This window comes from Corallococcus sp. AB038B, assembly GCF_003668955.1.
Lineage (GTDB): Bacteria > Myxococcota > Myxococcia > Myxococcales > Myxococcaceae > Corallococcus > Corallococcus exiguus.
The window spans coordinates 151,587-177,723 of sequence record NZ_RAWO01000018.1 but is presented as its reverse complement, the minus strand read 5'-3'; the positions used below and the strand labels follow the sequence as shown (position 1 = coordinate 177,723).

The 26,137-nt window shown below is 70.1% G+C and carries 32 protein-coding genes, 1 tRNA gene and 1 pseudogene; 32 read left to right on the top strand and 2 right to left on the bottom strand.

The window, feature by feature from the left end:
* From D7Y04_RS44725 to D7Y04_RS40235, 24 genes and pseudogenes are all read left to right on the top strand, one after another.
* Positions 1 to 396 (top strand): hypothetical protein (locus D7Y04_RS44725; RefSeq protein WP_158627680.1); only part of this gene is annotated, 396 nt, incomplete at its 5' end.
* A tRNA-Arg gene (locus tag D7Y04_RS40340) sits at positions 387 to 460 on the top strand. The genes D7Y04_RS44725 and D7Y04_RS40340, both read left to right, overlap by 10 nt.
* 374 nt (positions 461 to 834) lie before the next feature.
* On the top strand, positions 835 to 1,548 hold the full coding sequence (locus tag D7Y04_RS40335) for a PP2C family serine/threonine-protein phosphatase (protein ID WP_121762792.1): 714 nt from the start codon (positions 835 to 837) through the stop codon (positions 1,546 to 1,548).
* Positions 1,545 to 1,787, top strand: a complete 243-nt coding sequence (locus tag D7Y04_RS40330; protein WP_121762791.1) for a hypothetical protein — start codon at positions 1,545 to 1,547, stop codon at positions 1,785 to 1,787. Before D7Y04_RS40335 ends, D7Y04_RS40330 begins: the two co-directional genes overlap by 4 nt.
* Positions 1,784 to 2,002 (top strand): annotated as a pseudogene (locus D7Y04_RS46870) (hypothetical protein); the annotation flags it as partial. The gene D7Y04_RS40330 and the pseudogene D7Y04_RS46870, both read left to right, overlap by 4 nt.
* A gap of 80 nt (positions 2,003 to 2,082) precedes the next feature.
* The gene (locus D7Y04_RS46090) at positions 2,083 to 2,439 is read left to right on the top strand and encodes a hypothetical protein (RefSeq protein WP_120595861.1); all 357 of its coding nucleotides are present in this window, start codon (positions 2,083 to 2,085) and stop codon (positions 2,437 to 2,439) included.
* Entirely contained in the window at positions 2,432 to 2,623 is a 192-nt protein-coding gene (locus tag D7Y04_RS40315) for a hypothetical protein (RefSeq protein WP_120595860.1), read from the top strand. The genes D7Y04_RS46090 and D7Y04_RS40315 overlap by 8 nt, the downstream gene beginning before the upstream one ends.
* A complete protein-coding gene (locus D7Y04_RS40310; protein WP_120595859.1) occupies positions 2,616 to 3,710 on the top strand; it encodes a DUF5131 family protein in 1,095 nt (364 codons plus the stop codon). The genes D7Y04_RS40315 and D7Y04_RS40310 overlap by 8 nt, the downstream gene beginning before the upstream one ends.
* The gene (locus D7Y04_RS40305; protein WP_120595858.1) at positions 3,703 to 4,143 is read left to right on the top strand and encodes a hypothetical protein; all 441 of its coding nucleotides are present in this window, start codon (positions 3,703 to 3,705) and stop codon (positions 4,141 to 4,143) included. Before D7Y04_RS40310 ends, D7Y04_RS40305 begins: the two co-directional genes overlap by 8 nt.
* A complete protein-coding gene (locus D7Y04_RS40300; RefSeq protein ID WP_120595857.1) occupies positions 4,140 to 4,643 on the top strand; it encodes a DUF1643 domain-containing protein in 504 nt (167 codons plus the stop codon). Before D7Y04_RS40305 ends, D7Y04_RS40300 begins: the two co-directional genes overlap by 4 nt.
* Positions 4,640 to 4,786: a hypothetical protein gene (locus D7Y04_RS44720; RefSeq protein ID WP_158620651.1), complete on the top strand. Its 147-nt coding sequence runs from the start codon at positions 4,640 to 4,642 to the stop codon at positions 4,784 to 4,786. Before D7Y04_RS40300 ends, D7Y04_RS44720 begins: the two co-directional genes overlap by 4 nt.
* Positions 4,783 to 7,026, top strand: coding sequence for a DNA cytosine methyltransferase (locus D7Y04_RS40295; protein WP_121762788.1), 2,244 nt, complete (start codon positions 4,783 to 4,785; stop codon positions 7,024 to 7,026). Before D7Y04_RS44720 ends, D7Y04_RS40295 begins: the two co-directional genes overlap by 4 nt.
* Entirely contained in the window at positions 7,023 to 7,406 is a 384-nt protein-coding gene (locus D7Y04_RS40290) for a hypothetical protein (RefSeq protein ID WP_120595855.1), read from the top strand. Before D7Y04_RS40295 ends, D7Y04_RS40290 begins: the two co-directional genes overlap by 4 nt.
* Complete coding sequence (locus D7Y04_RS40285) at positions 7,403 to 9,127, top strand: DEAD/DEAH box helicase (protein WP_199749812.1); 1,725 nt, start codon at positions 7,403 to 7,405, stop codon at positions 9,125 to 9,127. Before D7Y04_RS40290 ends, D7Y04_RS40285 begins: the two co-directional genes overlap by 4 nt.
* Positions 9,124 to 9,786 carry a hypothetical protein gene (locus tag D7Y04_RS40280; protein ID WP_121762787.1) on the top strand — a complete coding sequence of 221 codons (663 nt, stop codon included), beginning with the start codon at positions 9,124 to 9,126 and terminating at the stop codon, positions 9,784 to 9,786. The genes D7Y04_RS40285 and D7Y04_RS40280 overlap by 4 nt, the downstream gene beginning before the upstream one ends.
* Complete coding sequence (locus tag D7Y04_RS44245; protein WP_147477305.1) at positions 9,783 to 10,049, top strand: hypothetical protein; 267 nt, start codon at positions 9,783 to 9,785, stop codon at positions 10,047 to 10,049. The genes D7Y04_RS40280 and D7Y04_RS44245 overlap by 4 nt, the downstream gene beginning before the upstream one ends.
* On the top strand, positions 10,046 to 11,356 hold the full coding sequence (locus tag D7Y04_RS44240) for a hypothetical protein (protein WP_147477304.1): 1,311 nt from the start codon (positions 10,046 to 10,048) through the stop codon (positions 11,354 to 11,356). The genes D7Y04_RS44245 and D7Y04_RS44240 overlap by 4 nt, the downstream gene beginning before the upstream one ends.
* Positions 11,353 to 11,832 (top strand): hypothetical protein, encoded by a 480-nt coding sequence (locus D7Y04_RS40265; RefSeq protein ID WP_121762784.1) that lies wholly within the window; start codon positions 11,353 to 11,355, stop codon positions 11,830 to 11,832. The genes D7Y04_RS44240 and D7Y04_RS40265 overlap by 4 nt, the downstream gene beginning before the upstream one ends.
* Before the next feature lie 264 nt (positions 11,833 to 12,096).
* The gene (locus D7Y04_RS40260) at positions 12,097 to 14,532 is read left to right on the top strand and encodes a UvrD-helicase domain-containing protein (protein WP_121762783.1); all 2,436 of its coding nucleotides are present in this window, start codon (positions 12,097 to 12,099) and stop codon (positions 14,530 to 14,532) included.
* Positions 14,533 to 14,713: 181 nt separating this feature from the next.
* Positions 14,714 to 15,247, top strand: a complete 534-nt coding sequence (locus D7Y04_RS40255) for a hypothetical protein (RefSeq protein WP_121762782.1) — start codon at positions 14,714 to 14,716, stop codon at positions 15,245 to 15,247.
* Positions 15,248 to 15,489: 242 nt separating this feature from the next.
* Entirely contained in the window at positions 15,490 to 16,812 is a 1,323-nt protein-coding gene (locus D7Y04_RS40250; RefSeq protein ID WP_121762781.1) for a serine/threonine-protein kinase, read from the top strand.
* A 129-nt stretch (positions 16,813 to 16,941) separates the two neighbouring features.
* Positions 16,942 to 17,136 (top strand): hypothetical protein, encoded by a 195-nt coding sequence (locus tag D7Y04_RS40245; RefSeq protein WP_121762780.1) that lies wholly within the window; start codon positions 16,942 to 16,944, stop codon positions 17,134 to 17,136.
* Between the two features lie 15 nt (positions 17,137 to 17,151).
* On the top strand, positions 17,152 to 17,394 hold the full coding sequence (locus D7Y04_RS40240; protein WP_147477303.1) for a hypothetical protein: 243 nt from the start codon (positions 17,152 to 17,154) through the stop codon (positions 17,392 to 17,394).
* A gap of 45 nt (positions 17,395 to 17,439) precedes the next feature.
* Entirely contained in the window at positions 17,440 to 17,694 is a 255-nt protein-coding gene (locus tag D7Y04_RS40235) for a hypothetical protein (protein ID WP_121762778.1), read from the top strand.
* A gap of 348 nt (positions 17,695 to 18,042) precedes the next feature.
* Here D7Y04_RS40235 and D7Y04_RS44235 read toward each other — a convergent pair whose 3' ends face one another.
* Positions 18,043 to 18,849, bottom strand: coding sequence for a hypothetical protein (locus D7Y04_RS44235; RefSeq protein ID WP_147477302.1), 807 nt, complete (start codon positions 18,847 to 18,849; stop codon positions 18,043 to 18,045).
* A 269-nt stretch (positions 18,850 to 19,118) separates the two neighbouring features.
* Here D7Y04_RS44235 and D7Y04_RS40230 point away from each other — a divergent pair, with 269 nt between their 5' ends.
* Complete coding sequence (locus D7Y04_RS40230; protein ID WP_121762777.1) at positions 19,119 to 19,406, top strand: hypothetical protein; 288 nt, start codon at positions 19,119 to 19,121, stop codon at positions 19,404 to 19,406.
* A 5-nt stretch (positions 19,407 to 19,411) separates the two neighbouring features.
* Here the strand turns inward: D7Y04_RS40230 and D7Y04_RS40225 are convergent, their stop codons facing one another.
* Entirely contained in the window at positions 19,412 to 19,624 is a 213-nt protein-coding gene (locus tag D7Y04_RS40225; protein WP_121762776.1) for a hypothetical protein, read from the bottom strand.
* 107 nt (positions 19,625 to 19,731) lie between these two features.
* Between D7Y04_RS40225 and D7Y04_RS40220 the strand changes: the two genes are divergently transcribed.
* Genes D7Y04_RS40220 through D7Y04_RS40195 form a run of 7 tightly spaced genes read left to right on the top strand, consistent with a single transcriptional unit; the run spans position 19,732 to position 25,980 of the window.
* Positions 19,732 to 20,301, top strand: a complete 570-nt coding sequence (locus D7Y04_RS40220) for a terminase small subunit (RefSeq protein ID WP_158627679.1) — start codon at positions 19,732 to 19,734, stop codon at positions 20,299 to 20,301.
* Positions 20,298 to 21,854 carry a hypothetical protein gene (locus D7Y04_RS40215; protein ID WP_121762774.1) on the top strand — a complete coding sequence of 519 codons (1,557 nt, stop codon included), beginning with the start codon at positions 20,298 to 20,300 and terminating at the stop codon, positions 21,852 to 21,854. The genes D7Y04_RS40220 and D7Y04_RS40215 overlap by 4 nt, the downstream gene beginning before the upstream one ends.
* The gene (locus D7Y04_RS40210) at positions 21,854 to 22,348 is read left to right on the top strand and encodes a Mov34/MPN/PAD-1 family protein (protein WP_121762773.1); all 495 of its coding nucleotides are present in this window, start codon (positions 21,854 to 21,856) and stop codon (positions 22,346 to 22,348) included. The genes D7Y04_RS40215 and D7Y04_RS40210 overlap by 1 nt, the downstream gene beginning before the upstream one ends.
* Complete coding sequence (locus tag D7Y04_RS40205) at positions 22,345 to 23,820, top strand: DUF4055 domain-containing protein (protein WP_121762772.1); 1,476 nt, start codon at positions 22,345 to 22,347, stop codon at positions 23,818 to 23,820. Before D7Y04_RS40210 ends, D7Y04_RS40205 begins: the two co-directional genes overlap by 4 nt.
* Positions 23,817 to 23,984, top strand: a complete 168-nt coding sequence (locus D7Y04_RS44715) for a hypothetical protein (RefSeq protein ID WP_158627678.1) — start codon at positions 23,817 to 23,819, stop codon at positions 23,982 to 23,984. Before D7Y04_RS40205 ends, D7Y04_RS44715 begins: the two co-directional genes overlap by 4 nt.
* Positions 23,981 to 25,198: a minor capsid protein gene (locus D7Y04_RS40200; protein ID WP_158627677.1), complete on the top strand. Its 1,218-nt coding sequence runs from the start codon at positions 23,981 to 23,983 to the stop codon at positions 25,196 to 25,198. Before D7Y04_RS44715 ends, D7Y04_RS40200 begins: the two co-directional genes overlap by 4 nt.
* A 29-nt stretch (positions 25,199 to 25,227) precedes the next feature.
* Positions 25,228 to 25,980 carry a hypothetical protein gene (locus D7Y04_RS40195; RefSeq protein WP_121762770.1) on the top strand — a complete coding sequence of 251 codons (753 nt, stop codon included), beginning with the start codon at positions 25,228 to 25,230 and terminating at the stop codon, positions 25,978 to 25,980.
* Positions 25,981 to 26,137 lie beyond the last annotated feature (157 nt).

The following is a 26,137-nucleotide window of genomic DNA, read 5'->3' as shown; positions in this document are numbered from 1 at the left end:
CAGGGCAAGGCCATCATCAACTCCGTCAACCTGGAGGACGGCGAGGAGCGCTTCGAGAAGGTCGTCCCCCTGGCGAAGGCCTTCGGCGCGGCGCTGGTGGTGGGCTGCATCGACGAGGTGGGCATGGTCGGGCTCGGGGCGGGGGACGCCACGGGCGTCTGGGGTGACTCCGTGCAGGCCAGGCAGGCGGCGAGGAGACAAGCGGATAGCAGGGGAGCGCGGTTCATGTCCCCGGGTCTAGTCCATCATGCGGAAGGGGCGGATGGGGCGCGCGCGGCCTCTGTGCAGGAGCCGTCAGGCGGGGCTGACAGCCACGGCATGTCAGGATTGCGTGCTTGCGTCGTCTGGGGACTTCGGTTACTCCTCCGACACCGGAAAGCGGTTCTGCGCGATTAGCTCAGCTGGATAGAGCGTTGGCCTCCGGAGCCAAAGGCCGCAGGTTCGAATCCTGCATCGCGCGCTGTCCCAAGTAGTTGATGGGACTAAGGAAAGTGGCACCCGGGAGGGGAAGTTCTCTCCCCTCCCGGGCAGCCCTTCCACCCAGTTCCCACCCAGATTTGGTGAGTCGGCGGCGGAGTCCAAGCCTCCTCGGCTGTCCCCTGGCCTGGGAACTGACCCCGTTACGGCCCTTCGGCTACGGGTTCCGCTGGCCCCTGGCTGCGCTGTTTGCCGCGCCAGCACACTGGGCGGTCAGCCCCCTATGGCCTGCTGGCGGCACGCGCTTGTTGTCGCGGTTGCCGAACTGGAGGCGCTGACCCCCCTGGTCTCGGTCGCGAGCCTCCCGTCCACGGGGACGGACGCCAAGGCCCGGCGCGGCACGAAGGGCGGTGGCCGATGAGCCGCCCATTCGACGTGGGCTCGTGCTCCGAGCAGGGCCGCCGGGACTACCAGCAGGACTCCGCGGGCCACACCCAGGGCCCGGCCGGGCTTGTCGCCGCCGTGGCGGACGGCCTGGGCAGCTACGAGGGCAGCGACAAGGCCGCCCAGGTCGCGGTGCGGACGGTGCTGGGGTACCCGTACCTGAGCGAGGCTGCTGCCTTTGATGGCTCGCTCAAGCGCGGTCTGGAGTCCGCCGTCGCGTACGCCCACCGCGACGTCCAACACGAGCAGCGCGTCGGCAGGCACTCGGGGCTCACGACGCTGGCCCTGCTGGTGGTGGCGGGCGGGCGCGCTGCCGTGGCGCACGTGGGCGACAGCCGCGTGTACCGGCTGCGCGCGGGCACTCTGGAGCAGCTCACCGAAGACCACCGCGACAGCCGGCACGTCCTGACGCGGTGCCTGGGGAGCCGGCGCGGCACCGACTGCACGCCGGACGTGTTGGAGACGGACGTCCAGCCCGGGGACGTGTGGCTGCTGTCCACGGACGGCGTGCACGACTCGCTGACGCCGGAGCAGCTCGCCGCCGTGCTGACGGACGGCGCCGACGCCCAGGTGGCCGCCCAGGCGCTGGTGGAGTCCGCACTCGCCGCCGGCAGCCGCGACAACTGCACCGCCCTGGTGGTGCGCGTGCCCGGGGACGCCCCGGAGACGGTGCGAGGTGCCGCGTGAGCGCGCCCCGGACCCACTCCGCCGCCGTCGTCCGAGTGGCCCTGCGCAGCGGCACGGGACACCGCGTCTCCATCAGCGACCCTACCGGCGTCGTCGTCAGCGTCTGGGACGCGGACGCGCGGAAGGCCTGGGCGAAGGCCGACGAGTTGGCGCGTGTGTGCCGCGAGCGGGAGCAGGAGGCCGCCACCCTGGCCTCCAGCGCCTGCGTCGCCGCCGTCAGCCGGAGGCCCGCGCGATGAGCTGCCGTCCCCCTCCCGAGAATGGCCCTTCCGGGGGCGCTCCCACGCAGCGCCAGCAGGAGGTGCTGGCCTACGTCCACGCCTTCAAGCAGGACAGGGGTGTGGCTCCCTCGGCGAGCGAGGTGTGCGAGCGCTTCGGCTGGGCATCCAAGCGCGCCGCGACGGACTACTTCGAGCGGCTGGAGCAGCGCCGCCTGTTGAGGCGTCTTCCGAACGTCCACCGCGGGCTCATCATCACCGAAGTCCGGCGAGGCCCTGGCCAACGCATACCTGCGCGAGCACCCCGAGGTGCTCCATGGGTAGCCCGCTGCCCACGCCCGAGGAGCGCCGCGAGCAGGTGCGCGTTCTGGTGCGCACGTGCCCGAGGCGCGAGCGCGGCCTGCTGCGCCTGCGGCTGTACCGCGAGACGCCCACGTCGCCGGAGGACGCCGGGTACGCCGGGCTCAAGGCTCGGTGCGCGGTGTGCTGGACGCTGCGCCCGCGCCACCTGCAGCTCGGCGAGGTGAAGGAGCGTCCGGTGGCCACCTGCCGGCATCCCGCCTGCGAGCGGCTGTGGCGGACGGCGAAGAAGCGGGAGCAGCCCTTCCACGAGCGCGCGAAGGCGGCGCTGCTGGCCACCTTCGCGGCGGGCCCCGAGGTGCGCCATGCGTGACGGGCTCTTCGTTGCGCTCCACCTCGTGGCAGGCCTCGCCAACCTGGTGTCGGCCGCGTCGCTACTCCTGGGGCTTCGCTCGCTCCGCCGTCGCATGCGTCCCCCCAACACTGGCCGGCCTGTGCTGCGCGTGCTGCCCGGTGGCCTCTCCACGCAGCGCGAGGAGGCGAAGCGCCATGGCTGAGACGGCCATTGAGTGGACGGACGTCGTGTGGAACCCGACACGCGGCTGCTCCCGCGTCTCCCCAGGCTGCGGTGGCGGCACTCCCGGCGCGCGCAAGGGCGGCTGCTACGCGGAGCGCATGGCCATCCGGCTGTCGGGGCCGGGGCAGGCCTATGAGGGGCTCGTGAAGAGCACCCCGGCGGGCCCGCGGTGGACGGGCAAGGTGGTGCTCGACGCGGAGAAGCTGCTGGAGCCGCTCCACTGGCGGAAGCCCCGGCGCGTCTTCGTCAACAGCATGAGCGACCTCTTCCACGAGGAGCTCCAGGTGAAGGACATCGCGAGGGTGTTCGCGGTGATGGCGCTCGCGCGGCGGCACACCTTCCAGGTGCTGACGAAGCGCGCGGACGTCATGGCGCGCACCGTGGGCAGCGAGGACTTCCGGGGCCAGGTGCTGTCCATCGCCGCTATGGAGGCGACGCGGCGTGGGCTCAAGCTGGAGCCGGGAGACCCGCGCTGGCCGCTGCCGAACGTGTGGCTGGGCGTGTCGGTGGAGGACCAGCAGCGTGCCGACGAGCGCATCCCGGAGCTGCTGCGCACGCCCGCTGCGGTGCGGTGGCTGTCCTGCGAACCACTCCTCGGGGCGGTGGACCTTGCGCGCTTCATCCCGTGGCGAATGCAGACCAGCGGCTGGAACGGACCGGTTCACCACCACGTACTTCCGGCAGTCGGTGGGAGTCGGGGGCTGGACTGGGTCGTCGTCGGGGGCGAGTCCGGGCCGGGCGCGCGGCCCATGCACCCCGTCTGGGCGCGGCGCCTGCGCGACCAGTGTGTGGGCGCGGACGTGCGCTTCTTCTTCAAGCAGTGGGGCGCGTGGAAGCCCTGCTGCGTGATGACGGAGCCGGAGGTGGATGCGCTCTATGAGCCGGTGCCGGAGGGCATGCCGGCAGACAGCACGCGCTGCTGCCGCGTGCCGGAGGTGACCTTCCCCACGGAGCCGCTGCCGGTGGGCGGCGAGTGCCACACGCTCTTCGCGGTCGGAAAGACGGCGGCCGGCCGCGTCCTCGATGGTCGCACCTGGGACGAGATGCCGGAGGTGGTCCGTGGGTGAGGTTCGGATCCGCGGAATCACTCTCTGGCGGCCCTGGGGATGGGCGGTCGTCCATGCCGATAAGGACGTGGAGAACCGGGGCCCGCGCTTCCCAGCGCCTCCTGTCGGCTCGTGGCTCGCCATCCACAACGGGAAGACGTGGGACCAGGACAACGCCGACGCCATGGCGTCTGAGTTCGGGCTCCGCGTGCCGACGGAGGCAGAGCACCCGGCCGGCGCCATCATCGGCGTCGCGCGCGTGGAGGCGGTGACGCGCAAGACGGCCTTCCGTCCCAGCCGCTGGTACATGGGCGAGACGGGGCTGTGGCTCGCGGATAGGACGCCTATCCAGCCCGTGGCCTGCCGCGGCGCCCAGGGGCTGTGGGTGCTGCCCGATGACGTCCTCCGCCTGGTGCGCGCCGCGTGGTCGGTCGCGCAGGGGGCGGCTCGATGACGCTCCGCTACCTGGATGCCGGCGCCACGCTGAGCGAGTGCGGCCTGTACCGGTACCGCCTCTGGCGCCGCTGGTCCGCGATGGATGACCGCCGCGTCCTCTTCGTGATGTTAAACCCGTCCGTTGCCGATGGGCAGCAGGACGATCCGACGCTGCGCCGCTGCGTGGCCTTCGCGCAGGCCTGGGGCTACGGGGCGCTCACGCTCTGCAACCTGTTCGCCTTCAGGGCCACCGACCCGGCGGACCTGATGCCCGCGAAGGATGCGGTGGGCCCGCTCAACGACGCGGCCCTTGAGTCCGCCGCGCGCGAGGCCTCCCTCATCGTCGGAGCCTGGGGCGCTCACCGGCTGGTGCCCCAGCGCGCGCCCGCGGTGCTGGCGCTCCTGTGCCGGTACCACCCGGTGCATGCGCTCGCGCTCACCGGCGCGGGCGAGCCCCGGCATCCGCTGTACCTCGCTGGGCACCTGCGGCCGCAGCTCTACCGGGAGGCGCTGTCGTGAGCCCGACGCGCTTCCTCCTGACCGGTACGTGCGCTGGCTACCTCGTCGCCCGCGCGGAGCCGCGCGTGGGCGCCTTTCTCTTCGTCGCCCTCTCCCTCTTCGCGGCGCTCGGCGCCGTCGCTGTCGTCCGGAGCCGTCCATGAGCTGCATCCAGGAGCACGAGTTCACCGTCGGATACCTCTTCTGCGGCGCGGGCGTCGGCGCGTACGGCGCGGACTGCGCCCAGGTGGAGGTGGACGGCCACCGCGCGACGGTCCGCAACGTGGGCGGCATCGACTTCGAGCAGGAGCGCTGCGACACGTTCACGAAGCTGACGGGCGCGAAGTCCCTCTGCGCGGACATCGGACGCATGCGTCCGCGCGAGCTGCGTGCCTTCTTCGGCCCGCGTGCCCCGTACTTCATGAAGTGGTCGCCCCCGTGCAAGGGCGCCTCCCGGCTCACCTCGAAGGAGCGTGCGGCGACGAAGAAGTACCAGGACATGAACCGGCTCGCGGTGAAGGCCGCGCGCAAGGTGCTGGCGGCTTGGAAGGGCGACGAGCGCCCCGTCATGGTCGTCATCGAGAACGTGCCGGCGTACCGGCACCGCTGCCCGGAGAACCTCGCGGAGGTGCTGCGCCTGGGCCGCCGCGCGGGCTACGAGGTGTCCGTCGTCGAGCACGACCTGGGCGAGGAGGCTGGGCTGGCCCAGCGCCGCCAGCGCCTCACCATCTGCTGGCGCGACGCGAAGCGCTGCCCGGTGCCGGTGGCGATGCCCAGCAAGAAGCGCCTGCGCGGCGTGGGCGAGGTGCTGGGTCCGCTGCCGTTCCCGGACGACCCGCGCGCGGGGAAGCACCACAAGCTGCCGCGCATCGAGTGGCTGAACGCGGTGCGCCTGGCGCTGGTGCCTCCGGGCGGGGACTGGCGGGACCTGCCGCCCCGCGGGGGCGTGGTGGCGTGGCTGGAGGCGCGCGGACTGTGGCCGGCGGGCGTGGACACGAGCCCCTTCCGCGACCTGGTGGAAGAGCAGCTCGGCACGCCCGTGCAGCAGGGCCAGCAGCGCCGCGAGGTGCACCGTCGGCACCCGGTGCAGGCCTGGGCGGAGCCGGCGCCCACAGTAGCCGGGCCCGGGGGGGCGGGGCTGTGCGCAGTCGAGGACCCGCGTCCCCTGGACGCGCTCGGGCTCGGGCATTCCCCGCGACGGGGCGCGGCGGGCGTGACGGCCTGGGACGGGCCGGCACCCACGGTGCGCGGCGTCGCCCGGCACGACAACGGCGGCGCGGCCGTGGCTGACCCGCGCGCGCTGGAGGGGGTGGCCCTCACGCACGCTCGCGGCGAACGCTTCGCGGACCAGTACCGCGTGCAGGACTGGAGTGCTCCGGGCAGGACGGTGACGGGCGCGACGGACGTCCAGGCCGGTGCGCCCGTGGTGGCCGACGCCCGCCCCCTGGATGCGCTGGCCCTGCGCGCTGACGGCCGCGCGGGGACCTGCGGCGTCATCGACTGGCGCGAGCCCGCGGGCACCGTCATCGGCATGCCATACGTCTCCGGCGGCAGCACGCCCGTCTCGGTGGCGGACCCACGGCTGGACGGCATCGCCATGGGGACGGACAACCCGCTGCGCCACCGGAACAAGTACGCGGTGACGGGATGGGGCAGCCCGTCGGGCACGGTGACGGCCGCCTCACGCCCGGGCAGCGGCGCGCCCTCGGTGGCGGACCAGCGCGTCCTGGAGCTCGTCGGCCTGGGCCAGACGGCCACGGGCGCGGGCACCTACGCGGGCCGCCCCGGCCTCTTCGGAGTCATGGACGAGCATGCCCCGGCGCCCACCGTCTCCGGCTCCGCGACGGTGAGCAGCAGCAACACGCCGGCCGCGCTCGCGGACTCGCGCGCGGCGGCGGCGCTCGACGCGCTGGGCGTCGGCCCCACCTGCCGCAACGGCTTCTACGGCGTGCTGGAGTGGGACCAGCCCGCGCGCACCGTGACGGGCAGCCTCCAGGTGGACAACGGCTCCGCAGCCATCGCGGATCCGCGCCCCGCGCCCCGGCCCGTCATCAGCATCCACCTGGCCCTGGCGCTGCTCGCCGAGGGCTGGGAGCCGCCCAAGGGCGCGCTGGCCCCGGCCATCCTCTCCCCGCTGTCGGGCTGCTGGCACCGACCCCTCACGACGCTGGAACTGGCCGTCCTCCAGGGCCTGCCCCCGGTGGTGGACGGGCAGCCGCTGGAGTTCGTCTCCTCCAGCGACGCGCGCGTGCGCAGCATGGTGGGGGACGGCATCCCCGCGGGCGGTGCCCTCGTGTGGCAGGAGGAGCAGCTCCTCGCCGCGCTGAAGTCGAAGCTGGGCCACGGCTGGTCGCTGGTGAGCGACTTCTGGTTCCGCCCGGGCTTCGAGGGGTACGCGGCGTGAGCGCGCCCACGCTCGCCATGACGGCGCTGGAGCAGGTGCGCGCCCTCGTCACCCGCCACCGCTTCCGCTGCGCTGGGGAGGCCCTCCTTCAGGAGGCGCTTGCCCAGGTGCTGACGGAGGCGGGCATCCCCTTCGAGCGTGAGGTGCGGCTGGGGGAGGCGGGCCGCATCGACTTCCTGCTGACGGAGGCCCACGTGGGCCTCGAAGTGAAGGTGGACGGGGGCCTGTCCGAGGTCACCCGCCAGCTTCTTCGCTACGCGGAGCGGGAGGACATCCACGCCCTCCTGCTCGTCACCACCCGCAGCCGCCACGACAGCTTGCCGGCCCTCATGCAGGGCAAGCCCGTGCGCGTAGCTGTGCTGAGGGGAGGCCTGCTGTGAAGACGTTCGGGACGGTGCGCCTGGAGGCGCGGAAGCTGGGCAGCCGCGGTGGTGAGCGGCCCGCGTGGGTGGTGCAGGCGGAGCCCCACGTCGCCGTGCGCCTGAAGCGCGTCTTCGACCGCATCAACAAGGGCGACGTCGGCGAAGTCCTCCTGGCCGCCACCGCGGAGACAGCGCGCGAGCTGGAGTGGTTCCTGGAGCGCTACCCCATGGAGGTGGTGGGGAAGGAGGCCCAGGCCTTCCTCCGGCGCGGTGCGCGCGAGCACGCCCGGCGTGAAGCGCAGGTGGCGGAGTTGCTGGCCGCCGAGTACCAGGCGCCCGACTTCGCGATGAATGTCCCGCCCCGCGAGTACCAGCGGAAGGCGGCGGACATGTGGCTGCGCCTGCAGCGCCTACTGCTGGCGGATGACGTGGGCCTGGGGAAGACGGCCTCCGCGCTGACGGGCTTCACTGACACGCGCACGCTGCCCGCCGTGGTGGTGACGCTGACGCACCTGCCCCGGCAGTGGCAGCGTGAGCTGGCACGCTTCCTCCCGCGTCTGCGCGTGCACGTGGCGAAGCGCGCGACGCCGGAGGACGTCACCCGCGGGCGCGGCGGGCGGAAGCTGCCCTGGCCCGACGTCCTCATTCTCAACTACCACAAGCTGTCGGGCTGGGCGGACACGCTGGCCAACGCGGGTGTGCGCTCCATCGTCTTTGACGAGTGCCAGGAGCTGCGGCGTGGGCCCGAGTCGGACAAGTACCGGGCCGCCCACTACCTGGCGGAGCGCACGCCCTTCGTCATCGGCCTGTCCGCCACCCCCATTTACAACTACGGCGGGGAGATGTTTCACGTCCTCGACGCCCTCAAGCCCGGGGTGCTGGGGACGCGCGAGGAGTTCAGCCGGGAGTGGTGCACCGGCGTGGACGAGAAGCTCAACTTCAAGGACCCGCGCGCCTTCGGCACGTACCTGCGAGACGCGGGACTCATGCTGCGCCGCACGCGGCAGGACGTCGGGCGGGAGCTGCCGTCCCTCTCACGCGACGTGCACACCGTGGAGTCGGACACGCGGGTGCTCGACGAGGTGCAGGACAAGGCCGCGGAGCTCGCCCGCATCATCCTCGCTCAGGGCGGGGTGAAGCCCGAGGAGCGGCTCCACGCGTCTGGGGAGCTGTCCTGGCGCCTGCGGCAGGCCACGGGCATCGCGAAGGCGCCCTTCGTCGCGGAGTTCGTCCGCATGCTGGTGGAGAACGGCGAGCGCGTGCTGCTCTACGGCTGGCACCACGAGGTGTACAGCATCTGGCGCGAGCGGCTCGCGGAGTACTCCCCGGCCATCTTCACCGGCCAGGAGAGCCCCGCGCAGAAGGAGGAGCAGGCCCAGCGCTTCAAGTCGGGCCAGACGCCCATCCTCATCATGTCACTGCGCGCGGGCGCGGGACTCGACGGCCTCCAGCACTGCTGCCGCACGGTGGTGTTCGGCGAGCTGGACTGGAGCCCCGGCGTGCACGAGCAGGCATGCGGCCGCGTCCACCGCGACGGCCAGCCGGACCCCGTCATGGCGTACTTCCTGGTGTCCGACTCCGGCTCCGACCCGGTGGTGGCGGACGTCCTCGGCATCAAGCGCAACCAGATGGAGGGCATCCGCGATCCGCAGGCCAGCCTCATGGAGCGGCTGGAGACGGACGAGGGCCGCGTGCGGAAGCTGGCCGAGGCCTTCCTGAAGAACCGGAGGGCGGCATGAGCCCCTGCGACGCCCCCATGCGTGTCCCCATCTACGGCGTCACCGCGCCCCAGCCGTGGTGCTGGGCCCTCCAGGTCCGCAACGCGCCGGTGCTCAATTTGCACCGCGCCCCGCCAGCGGACGTGCTGGGCGCCTACGTCGCGGTGTGCGCTGCGGCGGAGTACGTGCCGGAACTCAAGGACTGGATGGCCTCCTGGCACGGGCCGGGCGTCAGCGCTCCGCCTGCGGACGAGCTGCCGACGTGCGCGGTGGTGGCGGTGGCGCGCGTCTCCGCGGTGTCGCTGTGGCCGGATGGTGAGCGGCAGTCGCGCTGGTACGTGGGCCCGGCGGGCCTGTGGCTTGAGGACGTAGTGGCGCTGCCGGAGCCCGTCGCCTGCGAGCCCGGCCCTGCGGACGTGCTGTGGGAGGTTCCCGCGCCGGTGTTGGCCCGCGTGCGCCTCGCCTTGGGTGCCGTCGTCGGGGAGGGCAAGGCACGATGGGCCGCCTACGAGGCCCTTGCCGCGCGCAGCGGTGGTCGCGAGCCTGCCTCCCTCCGCGAGCGCGTCCTCCGCATGTGCGGTTGCCGGCGCGCGCTGACGAAGTGCTCCACGTGCCGGACCTGGCACTGCACCGCGCCCGGGTGCCCGCCGCACACCTGCGCCACCGGGGTGTCTCCTTGAGCCGCTGTCGCCTGCCCGCCGTGCGCTGCGAGCACTGCGGGGCCACCCGCCTGGGCGACGCCGTCACCTACGACGGCTGGCCGTCGCCCCATGTGCCGCGCGTCGCCTCGGAGTCCGTGCGCGCGAAGCACTCCGGCCCCTGGCCCACCTGCCGCCACGGCGTCGCGGCCCTGGCCGACTGCGTGGACAGCCCCATCCCACCCGCGTGCTGCCCGCAGCCGGAGGCGTCGCCCCTTCTTGCTGAGCAGGACACCACACCATGAGCACCTGCCCCACGCCTCCTGCCCGCCCACGCCGTCGCCCCGTGCCTCCACAGCCCCCGGAAATCGCCGAAGGGGAGCCGGTGCCCCCGGGCCTGGTGCGCCTGCTGTCCGGCCAGCTCGTCAGCGAGGAGGAGGCGGGCCGGTGGATTCCCGGCGAACTGCCGCCCGAGGCGCGCTGGCCAACGCCCACGGACGTCGCGCCGGACATCGGCCTCCAGCTTCCGGGCGACGAGTCCTGCCCCCACGCCGACGAACTGGAGCAGGTGCGCGCCGAGCTCGCCCATTGCGACGAGGCGCTGCAACACGAGCGAGAGGCCCGTCTGCGTGCCGAAGCGGAGCTGGCGGGCTTCGTGCAAGCCGTCGCGCTCCTCGCCCCGTCCCTCCGCGTCCCCGCGCCAGCAGTCCCCAGCATGTCCCTCCCCGCTGTCCCCATGGTTGTCCCCCCTGTCCCCGGGGACATGTCCCCCCTGTCCCCGGGGACAGCCGGGGACATGAAGGGGGGGAGGGGGGAAGCAGCAGCAGCGTCGAAAGACGAAAAGCGTAGAAAGAAAGAGAGGTTGAAGAAGCAGAAGCAGCGACAGAAGAAGCGTGCTGCTGCTGAAAGCGCGCGCGACGTGTCCCCTGTCCCCTGTCCCCCTGTCCCCGGGGACATGTCCCCCGTCCCCCTGTCCCGCGCCGGAGGGGACACGGCCCCGGCGGCAGCCCCTGTCCCGGCGGCTCCCGTCGTCCGCAAGGCGCGGCCGAAGTGGATGGAGGACGACGCGCCGAGTCCGGACAAGGTGTTCTTCGCGTGGACGCAGGAGGAGCGCTGTCGGCGCTTCGGCCGCGCCATCCCCGAAGCGCCCCCGCCGGGCTGGGCCACCTGGTACGCGGACGCGCTGGCCGCCGTCGGATGCGACGAGGGTCGCCTGCGCGCGGCCTGGCTGGCGTGGCTGGAGGATGCCTGGGGGCAGGCTCGCCAGCCGGTGTGCGCGGCCCGGGCCTTCGTCGGCGCCGAGGTGTGGCGCCGGCACGTCCCGGGGCAGGGCGGGGCGGAGGTGGGCAGCGCGGGCGTGGTTCAGCTGTCCCCTGCGGAGGCTCGTCGCCGCGCGCAGCTGAGCGTCGGCCGCGGTGAGGAGCCAAGCGCCCCGTGTGCCACCGCATGCGGGGCGGTGTCCGCCCTGGTGGTGTGGGGGCACCCGCTGTGCCGGGCCTGCGCGGCGCGGCTGGAGGCGGACGTGCCGCGCCTCACGACGGACAGCGTCTCCGGCTGGGTGGAGCCTCTTGCACGCGGAGCATCCCTCGCCGCCCTGGAGGTGAGCCCGTGAGCTGCCCGCCCCTCTTCACTCCTCCGGATCTCCTTGCCGCACACGCCACGTGGGGCGCCAACTGCGGCCCGGGCGCGCTCGCATCGGTGCTCGGCGCTCCCGTCATGGGGCTTCGTCCGCACTTCCCGAAGCCATGGACGACGCCCACGGTGATGCAGGCTGCGCTGACGGCGCAGTCACAGCGCTTCCATGTGCACCAGGGGTTCCCGGTGGGCGACCTGCTGGGCCTGACGTTCGTCCAGTTCCGCGGTACGTGGGACACCGCGCCGGAGCGCGCCCAGTGCCGCCACACGCACTGGGTGGACCTGAAGCGCGTCGGCCTGGCCCTCGCTGTCTACGACGTCAACGCCGGAGACGCAGGCGCATGGCTGCCGTCCGACGAGTGGAAAGCGCAGGTGCTCGCGCCGCTCATGGCTGGCAGGCAGGGCGCGTCGGGGCTGTGGCGGATTCGAGTCACTCTGGATGTGATGCGGTGATTCTGCTGGCCTGCGGCAGTTCGGGGCTCACGTTGAACTACCTGCCGCGCACCGGTCCTGGTTGTACGAGTCTGCCCTGGCTGGCCCGGAAATCGCCCCACCCGGGAGATGTGGGGAGAGGGGTGACTTCGCTCGGTGGTCCGTTGCATCCCCCAGCCACGGAAAGCCCTAGGGGCGCGGGTAGAAGGTGAGGTGAACCGCGTTGACCCTGCCCATGGCGCACCTGCACTATCGCGCGAAGACATCACCTGGCGGGGGACACGCGTGAACACGGTGTGGCTGAGCGAGCGATTGCTGAGAAGGCTGGGGGCGAAGGGGCACGCTGCATTGGCCGAAGCGATGGCGTACGTAGACCGAACCCCGCCGCCCATCAACCGCAGCAGCCTGGACTTCGAGGTGGCCGGCCGACTTTTCCGTGCGGCCAGCATCCTATCGGGGGTGACGGGCATCTTCGACGTGTCGCCCGCCGCCGACGGGGCACCGAAGGAGACGTGGCACGACGTGATCCTCCCGGGCGACGTCGTCGAGGAGTTCGTTACCGACCGTGACTGGGAGTCGCTCTTCCGACGTGTGCTCGACGTGGCCAACATCGACTCATCGCGCGAGCGGGCAGGCCTCAAGTACCTCCGCGAGAAGAGCATCCACTCTATCTTCGCACCGGGCGACTACCACCGCCTCCACTTCCTCGTGGAGACACCGGGCTTCGCGGCGGTGCTGGGACTGTTCGACGCCAAGCCTTGGGCCACGCACGCTGGTTCTGCCTCAATCCGGCAGCCGCCCGAGCAGCAGATGTCGGGCTACCGCAAGCTGCAGGAGGCGGCACACGGGATGCGCGAGCAGCTTGAGCCACTGGACCGGCCGCGAATCACGGAGACGCCACCACCCGAGGTGCCGCTCCGTGACGGGTGGCTCCCCCTCAATCGGTTGCGCGAACTCGGCATTACTGACCAGCACCTCATGCGGCAGGTTCTCGGCATGCGCATTGAGGACGACCTCATCGGTCTGATGGACCACCTCACCGAGGGACAGTACGAAGCTGTCGAGCGCGCCTTCCAGCACAAGCTCATCGCCGAGGCGCGTCGGCGTGCGCAGCGCCTGACGACACTCGAGGTCTACCAGATGAGCGCCACGGGGCGCTCTGCCTCCCTGGGGCAGAGCTTCGAGTCCGCGCTCGCCATGCTCACCCCGCAGCAGGCTTCAGTGGTGAAGACGGAGCGCGACGCCCCCATCCGCCTGCAGGGTGGCCCCGGCACGGGCAAGACGTTCACGGCCGTCATGCGGGCAGGTTACGTGGCGAGGCGCGCGGAGGAGCAGGGGCAGCGGGCACGCATCGGCTTCCTGGTCTTCAACCCCGACCTTGGAGTGAAGGTGCTAGAGCAGGTCAGCGGGCTGGGCATGGAGCGCTTTCTCGCCCCTTCCCATCCACAGCACATCGCAATCACCAGCCTCCACGACTGGTGCGCCCGCTTCGTGAAGGTGGATGAACTCGGCATTGAGCCGCTCGCCGCCTACCGAGCGGAGAAGGGGGACGCAAACCGCCACGCGGCCCTGCAGCTCGCCGTCGACGAGGCGCGGCGCCGACTCACCGGGGGGGAGTACGAGTCCCTCTGGTCTCAGTTCGACGCCCGCAGCAAGAACGGGCTCTGGGAAATCGAGACCGAGATCAGCCAGTTCATCAAAGCTCGGGACATCGCGGACCTCACCACCTACCTCAACGAGAAGCGGCCCGCAGGCTGGTGGCTGGCCGCATCGGAGAAGCCCTTCAAACGCTTCGTCTGGGAGATTGCGACCATCTACAACGATACGCTCCGGAGCCTTGGCTTCGTGGACTCGGACGACCTGACGAACGACGCCATCAAGGAGGTGTCCAAGACGGTGTGGCAGCAGTACCGCAAGCCGGAGGACGGCTTCGACTACCTCATCCTCGACGAGGCGCAGGACTTCTTCCGCAACCAGCTCACGCTCCTGCGCCACCTGGTGAAGCGGCCCGAGGGGATGATGATGTGCTTCGACCAAGCGCAAGCCGTCTACGCCCGCTACCCCAGCTTGCGCGACATTGGCTTCGACACCGACGTGCGCTTCCAGGGCACTCGTCTGGAGCAGAACTTTCGCAGCACCCGCCAGATCGTCGCCGCCCTTCACCAGCTCATCACTGCCTACCCGACGCTCGGCCTTGTCGACAACTGGGGCGCCTTCCAGACGGGCAGCGAGGGGAACAACGGCGAGCGCCCAATCGTCAGCGGGTTTGCGGGGGAGCAGGTCATGTTCGCCCAGGTGCGCGACCTCGTGCGCAGCTACCTCGACAGCGGGGGCAAGCCCCGGGATGTGGGCGTCATCGGCTTCGACGGTGCCCTCCTGGAGCGGGTGGGCACCTTCCTTGTGTCCGACGGTATCCAGCACCACCAGCCCGATGGCGAGGGCCGACGGACGCCCCAGAAGGCCATCACCCTCAGCTCGGCGCGGCAAGTCAAGGGCCAGCAGTTCGAGCTCTGCATCGTGGTGGGAGCGGACCGTGACCGCATGCCGGACTTCAGCAGTGTGAAGAGTGAACTGCACCGGGAAACGCGACGCGAGGACGACCTGCGCCTGTTCCTGGTGGCGCTCTCGCGCTGCCGCCGCTCGCTGCATGTCCTCTGGGCCGGGACGGAGCCTAGCGAGTTCATCCTCGCCATGGGCGACGCGGTGGACCGCCGCGGCTGAATCATGAGCGGGCCGGACGCCCCGCAGGGATGCGTCGATGAACGCCCGCCGCACCGCTATTCGTGAGGGAGGCGGGAGGGGGAGCAGCAGGGCCGGCCAGCTAAGCCCCAACTTACCAAGTTGAGAGTCCCCCCTTCTCGTGGTCAGTGGAGCCAATGGCCGAGTCCTGCTGGAGCGCTCAATGACATGCGCGCGCATCACGTTCGAAGTGCCGCTGGCGACGGTGAACACCTCCAACCGGCGCGAGCACCACATGCAGCGCCACCGCCGCGCGAAGGGGCAGCGCGATGCCACCAACCTACTGTGGCCGGGCTGGAGCGGGCCCGCGCTCCTGGTGGTGCGCCTCACGCGCGTGTCCCCGAGGGCGCTCGACAGCGGGGACAACCTCCCTATCTCCATGAAGAGCATCCGCGACGAGGTGGCCCGGCAGCTGCGCCTGGACGACGCCTCACCGCTGGTGCGCTGGGTGTACGCCCAGGCCCACGGGGCGCCGTCCGTCCTTGTGGAGCTCTCTTGGGGGGATGATCCGCTCGCCGCAGCCGTCCGCGCCCAGGACGCGCTGGCGCCGCCTCCGCCTCCGGTGCCGCCCGCAGCCGTCGCTTCCCGCGCGCCCAGGGAGCGGAAGTCGAAGGCGCCGAAGAAGGCCCCGTCCCGGCCGCTGCGTGGGCTCGCGGCCCTCGCCATGCCGGCTAGCTACCCGGGGAAGAAGCCTTGACGTGCCGCCCTGGGGATGGGGACCGGCGCAGAGGCGGACTGCATCCTCGCTGCGCTTGCTGCTAGGAATACTGCGGCTGGTAGCACGCAGATTCTCCTACATGTACGCCAGCAGCCCCAGCCAAATCGAAACGGCGCCATTCCTCGCCTCGGTATGGCGTCTGACTACACTGCCCCGGGGACCTTGTTGGTGTAAGCAGGCAGGAGAACGAGTGCCTGCTTGGCACGCTACCCGGGGGATAGATGCTGAATTTTAAGATCATAGATGCAATTGCGAATGGAGGATTTGGACGTGTTGAGCGAGTGCAGCTGGAGGATGGACGCATCGTTGCACGTAAAATCTTTGCTCCGAGCCCTGGCATCCCTTCTGCTGACATCCCAAAGGCGAGGCAGCGCTTCATCCGCGAAGTCAAAATTCAGTCTCATCTGGGCGGCGACTTTGTCATTCCTGTGATTGACTCAGACCTCGTTTCGGCCGAGCCGTCGTACTTGATGCCGCTCGCTGACAGGTCATATTCGGTTCAGATTGATGAGGACCATTCGACGGGTGTGCTGAATGCCAATGCTCTTGCTGACATTCTGAACGCACTCGATCATGTGCATTCGCTTGGCTACACTCATCGCGACCTGAAGCCTCAGAATGTGCTGCTCCATGAGGGGAAGTGGAAGCTGTCTGATTTCGGGCTTGCTCTTCCGCCTAGCAGTTCAGTCACTACGAAGCTTACGTCTACAGATTCTGCGTGGGGAACCAGTGGGTACATGGCCCCTGAGCAGACTAAGCAATTTGGGGCGGTGACTGCCACGGCTGACATCTACGCGATGGGGTGCATTCTTCACGACATCTTTGTCGGGAAGCCACGTGTGCCATTTATGAGGCAGACCGGGCCGGGCCCGGTTGGTCGGGTTATCGAGAAGGCGACCGAACAAACTCCGAACAAGCGCTTCAAGGATATTGGACTACTTCGTGCCGCCCTTTTCACGGTACTGAAGACTCCGACAACCCCGGTCACTCCAACGACTCAGGAAGCGGAATGGTTGAAGCTGCTTGAGACCATCTCCACATGGGATGTGGCGCAACTCGAAGACTTCGCGCGCCATATGGAGGAGTCGACGAATACTAGTGAGAATGATCCGATTTATAGTTCACTTGACGAGCCGAAGCTTGGGGCGTTGATTGAGCGCGACGCAGGCCTCGGCGGGGTCATCGCTGCTGCGTATTGTCGGTGGGTGCGAGAAACTGGATTTACATGGGCATTCTGCGACGTGGTCGCTGCTCGGATGCTCAGTCTGTATGCAAAGGGCGATATGTCTACGAAGGCGGCGGTCGTATTGGCTGCGGCCGAGATGGGCAGGTCTCATAATCGCTGGTATGTCATGCGGCAGGTTTTGACTATGGCTGGTCCTCAGATTGACGACAACCTCGCGGCGCGCATTGCTCTGGAAATAAGCATTGAAGGTGAGCAGGGGAATTTCCGCCGTTGCGCGAGCGTGATTGGCCGGTCGATTGATAGCTATCACCCACGTATCGTTGATGTGGTGAAGGAGCCCGACTCGGCGGCGGCGTGAAAGAACTTGGCGAGTGAGGCAGCGGCGCTTGCCTCACTCCGGGCATTCCAGGGGCGGGCCTCTCCGCGGCGTGGCTGACTGGAAAGGGGTCGGGTCTGTTCGGATATTGGGGCCGAAGCGTGCGATGCAATGCTGAAGCAGCGGCGCGGGCAGTCCATGTCGGAGCCGCTGCGCGAGCCCTACGCCACGCCCTGGGAGCGGCTGACGGCTGCGGCCCTGGCCTACGCGGAGGCGGACGACGGAGACGAGGAGGAGTTCTCCCTCGCCCAGGACCGCCCCCGGCGTGGCTGTCAGCGCGTTCCGTGCGGACGGGCCCGGGATTAGGCACGGTGAGGGGGCATGGCCTGCTGCCGCAAACCATTGTGGGACGAGGGACCGGATCCGCGAGACCTCGGTCCGGACCGGCCGGAGGGGCTGACGCCCGCGCGGCTCCGGCGCCAGCAGCGGGCGAAGGCGCTGGAGCTGCTCCGCGAAGGGGTGCACCACAGCGCCGTCCTGGAGCGCTTCCCCGGGCTCGCCTATGCCGGGTCGAAGAGGCTCTCGGCCTGTTCCGGGATGGAGCCGCCGCAGCCAGGTCCATGAGGACCAACGCCGGACCCTGTCCACGCCGCAGGTGACGCTGCGAGGATGGCGACCAACGAGCGCGTGGCCTCACTCAGGCCCTGGGAGACCGTGGACTTCGCCCACTTCGTGGGCGTCCGCCACCGCAACGGCGAGTGGAGCACCATCATCCTGAAGCCCACGGGGCAGGAGATCGACGTGTCGAGCCTGGGCGGGCGGCGCGTCGTCCTCCACGGCAACGGCATCGAGTTCCTGGACCCGCTGCCCTCCTCGGGCGCGCTGCCGGTGCCTCTGAAGCCCGAGCCCCAGGAAGAGACATGAAGGCCACTCTGGCTCTGGTCGCACTCTGTCTCACGGGGTGCCCGGATGGACGCCCGTCCAGCAACTCCGAAGTCCACGTCTGGCACGACGACGAGCGCGGCGTCACGTGCTGGGTGGTTCAAGACCGGAATGGCGTCGCCGTCTCCTGCCTGCCGGATTCGCAGCTGACGAAGGGCGGTGAGCAAGGACGCCCTGCGCCTGCCACCGAGAACGCGAGGACCTGCCGTGCCGTCCTGGAGCGCTTCCCGGGGCTGACCTACGGAGGATTGAAGCAACTCTCTGACCGATCTGGAGCAGAGCTGCCGCACGGACAGGGATTGTCTGGAGGTCGTGCGGACTGGTCTGTCATCAGTGCTTGTTAATGAGGGTTGTCAGCCAGCTCCGGGACGCATTGCCAGAGGCTTGGAATCGATGTCCGTCATGCCAAAGGACGGAAATGTCTGAGGCGGCTAGAATTTCGTTTCGTTTTTCACGAAGTGGTCCATCAACGACGAGGCACAAATCGTCCCCGGGTGCCCCATGGACGTGTCGATATTCGAGCAACTGGGCGAGGCCGGAGCGTGTTTGGTCCACTTGGCTCCCTAGCGTCTTGGCCTCGAAGATGACGCGCTTTCGGCTCCTTGGGCTTCGAGCCCAGAGGTCAATGGCAGTCGGAATTTCGTCCAGGTCTGTCCAGTCAGATGTCGTCAGTGTTTTATGCAGATTGACGAGCAGTTCGTGGTGGCCTTTTGTTGCCTTCTCGCGGAGGGCGAGGGTCTCCTCCCGCGACGCATATTCGGAGCCCTTCGTGAAGTCCTTCGGCATTCGTGCCGGGTCGAAAGGACGAGAGAGCGATGCGACAGTTGGAAGGGGCAGCTTCGCGCCCTTAAGGCACCCTTGGCATGGCCGCATCGATGTGAACGGAAAGCCCTCGCGATGCCCCCAGTCGATGACGCTCTCGACCGTCGGTCCCACCGTCTTGAGATAGCCTCGTTCGGTGAATGCGCCAGGGGCGTTTGAGCGTGCCGACCCCGGCTTGATGAGGGTGCACTTGATGTTGTGGATGACATAGTAGGACGCGAGCCGCGTCTTCGTCATATTCGCGATGAAGCCGACGGTATTCTTGCCGCGCCAAGCTTTGTAGTCGCGGTCCGTCGTGAGTTGGATTGCGCTCATGTCTTCCCTCCTGGCGAGTTCGAGAGCGGGACTGGCACTGGTCCACGCGCAGCCATCGGATGTTACCACCAGTGCGTGGCCATTCAGTTGCAGGAGAACCAGGCGGAGGTGCCCAAAGCGAGGGTGGAGTGCCGCTTCTCTCGCACGTCGCCTGGGGCTGCGGCACAGTAGGGGCGTCCATGTCCTCTTGCCGCTCCCCAGACCAGTGCTCCGAAGTCGACTGCACCCGGCCCCGGGCGCCTAGGCACCGGCGCTGCCACGGGCACCTCATGCGGCAGCGGCGCGGGCAGTCCATGTCGGAGCCGCTGCGCGAGCCCTACGCCACGCCCTGGGACAGGCTGACGGCCGCAGCCCTGGCCTACGCGGAGGCGGGCGACGGGGATGAGGAGGAGTTCGCGCGTGCCCAGGACAGGCTCCGGAAGGCGGCCCAGGGCTACGCCCTGAAGGAGCCGCCCTCGGCAGCCCAGGTAGAGCCGACCCCTCGCGCCCCGCGGACGCGGTCGGAGCCGGAAGGGCAGCTCGCGCTGTGGGGCGACGAACTCGAGCGACAGGGCTGAAGGCGTCAGCCGCGCTCTCGGGTCCCCTTGGGGCTCGGGCCGAGGTAGTCGCAGTCCGAGCAGTGCCAGTTCTGCGTGCCCGGGACCCGGGATGCGTAGGTGTGCGGACAGGTCCTGAGCCGCTCGGCGCGCTGGCGCAGCTCCTCCAGGCCAGAGCACCAGTGGCGCATGTCCGCGGGTCGGTGGGTGCGGCAGGCAGGGCAATAGAGCAGGTGCATGACTTCTCCGTGGTGAGCCGGGGGAAAGGCCCCGGTGCCCATGAAGAAGGGGCGGCCTCCCGCGCCCAAGCCGGACGTTGTCCACGCGACACCGGAGACTCGGCGGCGTGGGTAGGACGCCTCCTCGCAAGCTCAGCACGCGCCGCAGCCGGAAGACGCCGGCGGGTGAGTCGCGCGCCCAGGCGCTGACGGCGAACCAGGAGCGCTTCGTCCAGGAGTACTTGGTCGACCTCAACGGGAAGCAGGCCGCCATCCGCGCTGGCTACTCCGAGCGGTCCGCGGAGGTGACGGCCTCGAAGCTGCTAAGCAATCCCAAGGTCCGGGCGGCGGTAGATGCCGCGAAGGCCGCCCGGGCCGAGCGCGTCGAGGTGAAGGCGGACGACGTCCTGCGCGAGCTGCTCCTCATCGCCCGGACGGACATCGGCGACGCCTTCAGCCCCACGGGGGCCCTGCTGCCGCTGAAGGAGATGCCGGCCCACCTGCGCCGGGCCATCTCCTCCATCGAGGTGGAGCAGCTCACCGTGGACGGAGAGGCCATCGGCACCGTGGCCAAGGTGAAGCTGTGGGACAAGCCGAAGTCGCTGGAGCTGCTGGGCAAGCACCTGCGCCTCTTCGTCGACAAGGTGGAAACCACCGTCCAGTTCAGCCACGAGGACGCGCTGGGGGAGCTGGAATGAGCGCCCGCGCCCGTTGCCGTGCGGCCGAGCCGCCCCACCAAGGGGCGCGCCGCAAGCCTCTCTCCCCGCGCGAGAAGCGGATCCGCCAGCGCCTGAAGGACGACTTCCCGCACTACGCCTCGCGGTGCCTGCGCATCCGCCCGAAGGAGGTGACGGGCGGGGAGCTGCCGGCGCTGAAGCTCAACCGCGCGCAGTTGTACATCCACGAGCGGCTGGAGGCGCAGCTGAAGCGCCGGGGCTTCGTGCGCGCCATCGTCCTGAAGGGGCGCCAGCAGGGCTGCAGCACGTACGTGGAAGCGCGCTTCTACTGGAAGGTGAGCCACCTGAAGGGCGTGCGCGCCTATATCCTCACGCACGAGGACGCGGCGACGGTGAACCTCTTCGACATGGCGAAGCGGTACCACGACCATGTCCCGGCCCTGGTGAAGCCCTCGACGAGCGCCTCCAACGCGAAGGAGCTCCTCTTCGACAAGCTGTCCTCCGGCTACAAAGTGGGCACCGCGGGCGCGAAGGGGACGGGCCGCTCCTCCACCATCCAGTACTTCCACGGCAGTGAGGTGGCCTTCTGGCCGAACGCCGCGACGCACATGCGCGGCGTCATGGAGGGCGTGCCCACGGCGCCGGGCACCGAAGTCATTCTGGAGAGCACCAGCGACGGGCCCCAGGGCCTCTTCCACCACCTGTGCATGGCGGCGCAGAAGGGGGAGAACGACTTCGAGCTCATCTTCGTCCCGTGGTTCTGGCAGGAGGAATACCGGCGCGAGGTGCCGCCGGGCTTCGAGCGCACCAGCGAGGAGGAACGGTACGCCGCCCTCTGCCGCGAGGCGCACGGCTTCGAGCTGGCCGACGCGCAGCTCGCCTGGCGCCGGGCGAAGATTTCCGTCTACGAGAAGGGCATCCACGACTTCCGCCGCGAGTACCCGGCGACGGTGGAGGAGGCTTTCAAGGCCGCGGCGGTGGGCGCGCTGTGGACTCAGGAGCTGCTGGACAACAGCCGCGCCGAGCTCCCGAAGGACGCCGAGGGCAAGCCGTTGCCCATGGTGCGCGTGGTGGTGGCGGTGGATCCGGCCGGTGGCGACGGGCCCGACAACGACGAGGTGGGCATCGTCTGCGCCGGCAAGGCCAGCAACGGCCACGCCTACGTGTGGCTGGATGCTTCGGGGAAGTACTCCGCGGAGGGCTGGGCGGCGAAGGCGTTGGCCCTCTACGAGAAGGAGCGCGCGGACGCCGTCGTGGGCGAGAAGAACTATGGCGGCGACATGGTGGAGACGAACGTCCGCACCAAGGCGCGCGAGATGAAGAAGCACGTCACCGTGAAGGTGGTGACGGCCACGCGCGGCAAGGCGAAGCGCGCGGCACCGGTGGCCGCCCTTTACGAGCGCGGGATGGCACACCACGTGGTGCGCCTCGCTGCCCTGGAGGACGAGCAGACGACGTGGGTGCCGGGTGAGTCGGACTGGAGCCCCAACCGCATGGACGCGGTGGTGTGGGCGCTGACGGAGCTGATGCTCGGCGAGGGCACGGCCACCTTCCAGGTGAGGAGCTACCGGTGATGGCCTGCCCCCTGCCGACTGCGTCCGCGCCGGCCCTCTACGTCTCGGACGGGTACCGCGTGCGCTTGGCGCCCGGCGTCCTGGCCAAGGCCCTGCGCCTGGCGCGGGTGCGCGCCCCGCTGGAGACGGGCGGCCTGCTGCTGGGCGCCGTGGTGGACGGCGAGGCCCACGTACTCGCCATCACCGGCCCCGGGCGGAATGCCATGCGCGGACGCGTGGGCTACGACGCGGATCGCCTCCACGACAACCGCCTCCTCGAACGATTGCGCCCGCGCCTGCGCTACCTGGGCGACTGGCACACCCACCCGGGCGGGCCTGCCCGGCTGTCGCGCACCGACGAGGCCTCCGTCCGCGAAACCCTCAACGCCGAGCGGCCGGAGGTGCTGCACCTGCTGCTCTCCGGCCCGTCCGCCATGCAGGGCCACGTGGTGGCGAGCGTCTTCACCGCGGTGCGCGGTGAGGCGGCCATCCGCCGCATGGAGCCTGCGGAATGAGTGCCGCCGACGTCAGCACCCCCAGCAGCGCCTACCGGGCCATGCAGCCCGCGTGGGCCCTCGTCCTGGCCCTCCTGGGCGGCACCAGCACCATGCGCGCCGCTGGCCGCACCTACCTGCCGCGCTACCACGCGGAGGAGGAGGACGCGTACAAGGAGCGCCTGGCGCGCGCCGTCCTCCTCAACGTCTTCGGCAAGACGGTGCGCAACCTCGCCGCGAAGCCCTTCGCCAAGCCCGTGCGCCTGGGCGACTCCGCGCCCGAGCCGCTGCGTGTCCTGGTGGACGACGTGGACAGGCAGGGCAGCGACATCACCGCCTGGGCCCGCGGCGTCTTCCGGGATGGCCTGTCCAAGGGCCTCGCCCACATCCTCGTGGACTTCCCGGTGGTGGATCCGGAGACGGTGCGGACGCTGGAGGACGAGCAGCGCGCCGGCCTCCGCCCGTACTTCGTGCACGTCTCCGCCGAGTCCCTCATCGCCGCGTATGCGGAAACGGTGGGCGGGGTGGAGGTGCTCACCCACGTGCGCATCCGCGAATGCGAGACGCGCCGGGACGGCTTCGAAGAGGTGCAGGTGGAGCGGGTGCGCGTCCTCGAGCGCGACACCTGGGCCGTCTACGAGCGCAGCGGCACCAGCGAGTGGAAGCAGGCAGCGAGCGGCCCCAACACGCTGGGCTTCATCCCCCTCGTCACCTGGTACGCCGGGGAGCGCACGGCCCTGTGCGCCGCGAAGCCTCCACTGATGGACCTGGCGGACAAGAACGTGGAGCACTGGCAGTCCGCCAGCGACCAGCGGAACGTCCTCACCGTGGCGCGCTTCCCCATGCTGGCGGCCTCGGGGCTGGAGCAGGACCGCGGGGAAGGGGAGGGGCGAGGCTCGGGGAAGGTGACGGTGGGGCCCCACGCGCTCCTCACCACAAGCAGTCCGCAGGGGAAGTTCTACTACGTGGAGCACACCGGCGCGGCCATCACGGCTGGCCGGCAGGACCTGGAGGACCTGAAGGACGAGATGGCCATGCTGGGCGTGGAGCTCCTCGTCCGGCGCTCCGGCACTCCCACGGCCACCGAAAAGTCCATCAACACCGCCCAGGCCCACTCCGAGCTGCAGGCCATGGCGGAGTCCTTCAGCGACGCGCTGGAGCTGGCCTTCTACTTCGCGGCCCGGTGGCTGGGGCTGGAGGTGGAGGACGCGAAGCTGAAGGTGGAGGTGCACACCGACTTCGGCATCTCCGAGTCCGACGCGCAGGGCCTGGACGTCCTCTTCAAGGCGCGGGCGGCCCGGGAGATTTCCCGCGACGCCTTCCTGGCGGAGCTCAAGCGCCGCGGTGTCCTCATGGCCGACTTCGACGTGGAGGTGGACGGGGAGCGCCTTGCGAGCGAGGGTCCCGCGCTGGGCAGCCTGCGCACGGCGCCGGCAGCGGGTGGCCAAGTGCCGCAGGGCCAGCAGCTGCCCGTCGGCGGGAGGGCTGCATGACGCCGGCCCTGCGCGCCCGCCTCTGGCGCTTCGTGCACAACGTCGTCGCCCACCCTCTCATGGAGGTGCTCCCCGAGGCATGGGGAGACGCGCTGCACGACTGGACGGCCCGGCGGGCCTTCATCGAGCTGGGCGCGGATGCACGCCAGGGTGGTGCCCGATGAGCACCGTCCGCCCCACCGCCAACGAGGATCTGCTGGAGCGCTCCGTCGCGCACGCCGTCCAGTTGGAGCGCTACAAGGCCGGCGTGGCCCGGCGCGTGGTGGGCCTCCTCAACGACACGGAGGGGCGCCTCACGGAGCAGCTCGCCGCGCGCCTCCAGACCATTGAGGACGCGGGCGGGTACGACGCCGGCCGCGAGACGACGGAGCGCATCGCCGGGCTGCTGTCCGAGGTGCGCACCCTCCGGGCCGGCGCCTACGCCGCCCTCTCCAGCACGCTGCAGGAGGAGGCTGCCTCCTTCGCGGCGTACGAGGCGCGGTGGCAGGCGGCCCTGCTGGAGGAGACGCTCATCGTGGATGTCTCCATCGCCGCGCCCACGGCGGAGGTGCTGGAGGCGGCCGTCTTCTCGCGGCCCTTCAACGGCGCCGTCCTTGAGTCCTGGGTGAAGGGGATTGCGGAGGCGGACCTGGTGCGCATCGACCGCGCCGTCCAGGCGGGCGTGGTGGAGGGGCGCACGACGTCGCAGATCGTCCGGGACATCATGGGCACTCGCTCCGCGTCCTACTCGGACGGCGTCCTGGAGGTGACCCGGCGGGGCGCGGACGCGATGGTGCGTACCTCCCTCAACCACGTGGCCACCCAGGCCCGGGAGGAGGTGTACCGGGCCAACGCCGACCTCGTGACGGCTGTGCGTCTGGTTGCGACCTTGGACGGGCGCACCACGCTGCTGTGCATGTCGCTGGATGGGAAGGAGTTCCCCGTGCGGGAAGGGAAGCGGCCTCCTTTCCACCCCCGGTGCCGGACAACGACCATCCCCGTCATCGACGGAGTGCGCCTCGTGGGCGACAGGCCCACCGTCCGGGACACGCGCGACAGGCGGAACCGGGAAATCGACTTCCGGGCCGAGGCGAAGTCCAAGGCTGGCGAGGCCTGGAAGGACATGACGGAGAAGGAGCGCGGCGCGGCGGTGAAGCGCATCCGCGAGCGCTGGGCCAAGGAGAACATCGGCTCCGCGCCCAAGGGCCTGTCCTACGAGGACTGGCTGCGCCGTCAGCCCACAAGCTTCCAGGACGAGGTGTTGGGACCCGCGCGCGGTCGCCTCTTCCGGGATGCAGGACTCCGCCTTGGCAGCTTCACCGATGCCAGCGGCAAGACGCTCACCCTGGACGAGCTGCGCGCCGCCGAGGCCGCCGCTTTCAAGAAGGCACAGCTGTAGTCGGCCACCGGGCCGAGAAAGGCAGACACGTGGAATTCGAGTGGCAGCAGGAGTTGGACACGCTGGACATCGTCCCGGAGAAGTTCCGCGGGCTGTACGCGAAGGGGGAAGGGGAGGGCGCGAAGCACCTCCTCGACGCGGACCTGGCGAAGCGCATGGACACCACCAGCCTCAGCACCGCGCTGAAGAAGGAGCGCGACGCGGTGAAGGAGCTGAAGACCCAGGTGGCCGGCTACCAGAAGCTGGGGAAGACGCCCGAGGACGCGGAGAAGCAGGTGGGCGAGTTGCGCGCGCAGCTGGCCGAGGCGCAGAAGGGGAGGGAGGGCGCGGCCGAGTGGGAGAAGCAGCGCGCGGAGCTGGAGGCCGGGCACTCCAAGACGCTCACCGAGAAGGAGTCCACCATCGAGCGCATGCGCACCACGTACCACCAGCGCGTCGCGCACGCGGAGGCGCTGGCCGCCATCGCCGACGCGAAGGGGAGCACGTCGCTGCTGTTGCCTTACGTCGAGCGTTATGTGAAAGTGATTGAGGAAGACGGTGACTTCTTGGCTCGAATTGTCGACGCGAAGGGTGAGCCTCGCGTCAACAAGTCGGGCGGCTACGTGACGACGCGGGAGTTCGTCGCGGAGCTCAAGAAGAATCCGGACTTCGCCCGGGCCTTCGAAAGCTCGGGTTCCTCCGGCAGCGGGACGCCGCCGGGGGGCAAAACGGGCGGGACGCCCGGCAGTGAGAAGCTCTCCTCTACGCAGCGCATCGCGAAGGGGTTGGCCGAGTTGAAGTAGCCGTTTCAGGTGCGCGGGATGCGGCCTGAAGCAAACCGGGCGGGATGCCCGGACGCAGTCACTCTCCCTCCAAATCAGACGCGTCCACCGGGCTTTCCCCAGCCCTCGCCGTAGCGCGTCCGCCCACTCGTCTTCTTTTCCCTCTCACGCGAGGAAG

Coding starts and splice junctions, on each gene's coding strand:
- D7Y04_RS40280 (WP_121762787.1), top strand. CDS start 9,124: ATGAGCCCCTGCGACGCCCCCATGCGTGTCCCCATCTACGGCGTCACC.
- D7Y04_RS44235 (WP_147477302.1), bottom strand. CDS start 18,849: ATGAGCGCAATCCAACTCACGACGGACCGCGACTACAAAGCTTGGCGC.
- D7Y04_RS40295 (WP_121762788.1), top strand. CDS start 4,783: ATGAGCTGCATCCAGGAGCACGAGTTCACCGTCGGATACCTCTTCTGC.
- D7Y04_RS40205 (WP_121762772.1), top strand. CDS start 22,345: ATGAGTGCCGCCGACGTCAGCACCCCCAGCAGCGCCTACCGGGCCATG.
- D7Y04_RS40255 (WP_121762782.1), top strand. CDS start 14,714: ATGACATGCGCGCGCATCACGTTCGAAGTGCCGCTGGCGACGGTGAAC.
- D7Y04_RS40310 (WP_120595859.1), top strand. CDS start 2,616: ATGGCTGAGACGGCCATTGAGTGGACGGACGTCGTGTGGAACCCGACA.
- D7Y04_RS40300 (WP_120595857.1), top strand. CDS start 4,140: ATGACGCTCCGCTACCTGGATGCCGGCGCCACGCTGAGCGAGTGCGGC.
- D7Y04_RS40200 (WP_158627677.1), top strand. CDS start 23,981: ATGAGCACCGTCCGCCCCACCGCCAACGAGGATCTGCTGGAGCGCTCC.
- D7Y04_RS44715 (WP_158627678.1), top strand. CDS start 23,817: ATGACGCCGGCCCTGCGCGCCCGCCTCTGGCGCTTCGTGCACAACGTC.
- D7Y04_RS40240 (WP_147477303.1), top strand. CDS start 17,152: ATGGCCTGCTGCCGCAAACCATTGTGGGACGAGGGACCGGATCCGCGA.
- D7Y04_RS40250 (WP_121762781.1), top strand. CDS start 15,490: ATGCTGAATTTTAAGATCATAGATGCAATTGCGAATGGAGGATTTGGA.
- D7Y04_RS40225 (WP_121762776.1), bottom strand. CDS start 19,624: ATGCACCTGCTCTATTGCCCTGCCTGCCGCACCCACCGACCCGCGGAC.
- D7Y04_RS40215 (WP_121762774.1), top strand. CDS start 20,298: ATGAGCGCCCGCGCCCGTTGCCGTGCGGCCGAGCCGCCCCACCAAGGG.
- D7Y04_RS40210 (WP_121762773.1), top strand. CDS start 21,854: ATGGCCTGCCCCCTGCCGACTGCGTCCGCGCCGGCCCTCTACGTCTCG.
- D7Y04_RS44240 (WP_147477304.1), top strand. CDS start 10,046: ATGAGCACCTGCCCCACGCCTCCTGCCCGCCCACGCCGTCGCCCCGTG.
- D7Y04_RS40235 (WP_121762778.1), top strand. CDS start 17,440: ATGGCGACCAACGAGCGCGTGGCCTCACTCAGGCCCTGGGAGACCGTG.
- D7Y04_RS40335 (WP_121762792.1), top strand. CDS start 835: ATGAGCCGCCCATTCGACGTGGGCTCGTGCTCCGAGCAGGGCCGCCGG.
- D7Y04_RS40315 (WP_120595860.1), top strand. CDS start 2,432: ATGCGTGACGGGCTCTTCGTTGCGCTCCACCTCGTGGCAGGCCTCGCC.
- D7Y04_RS40230 (WP_121762777.1), top strand. CDS start 19,119: ATGCGGCAGCGGCGCGGGCAGTCCATGTCGGAGCCGCTGCGCGAGCCC.
- D7Y04_RS40245 (WP_121762780.1), top strand. CDS start 16,942: ATGCTGAAGCAGCGGCGCGGGCAGTCCATGTCGGAGCCGCTGCGCGAG.
- D7Y04_RS46090 (WP_120595861.1), top strand. CDS start 2,083: ATGGGTAGCCCGCTGCCCACGCCCGAGGAGCGCCGCGAGCAGGTGCGC.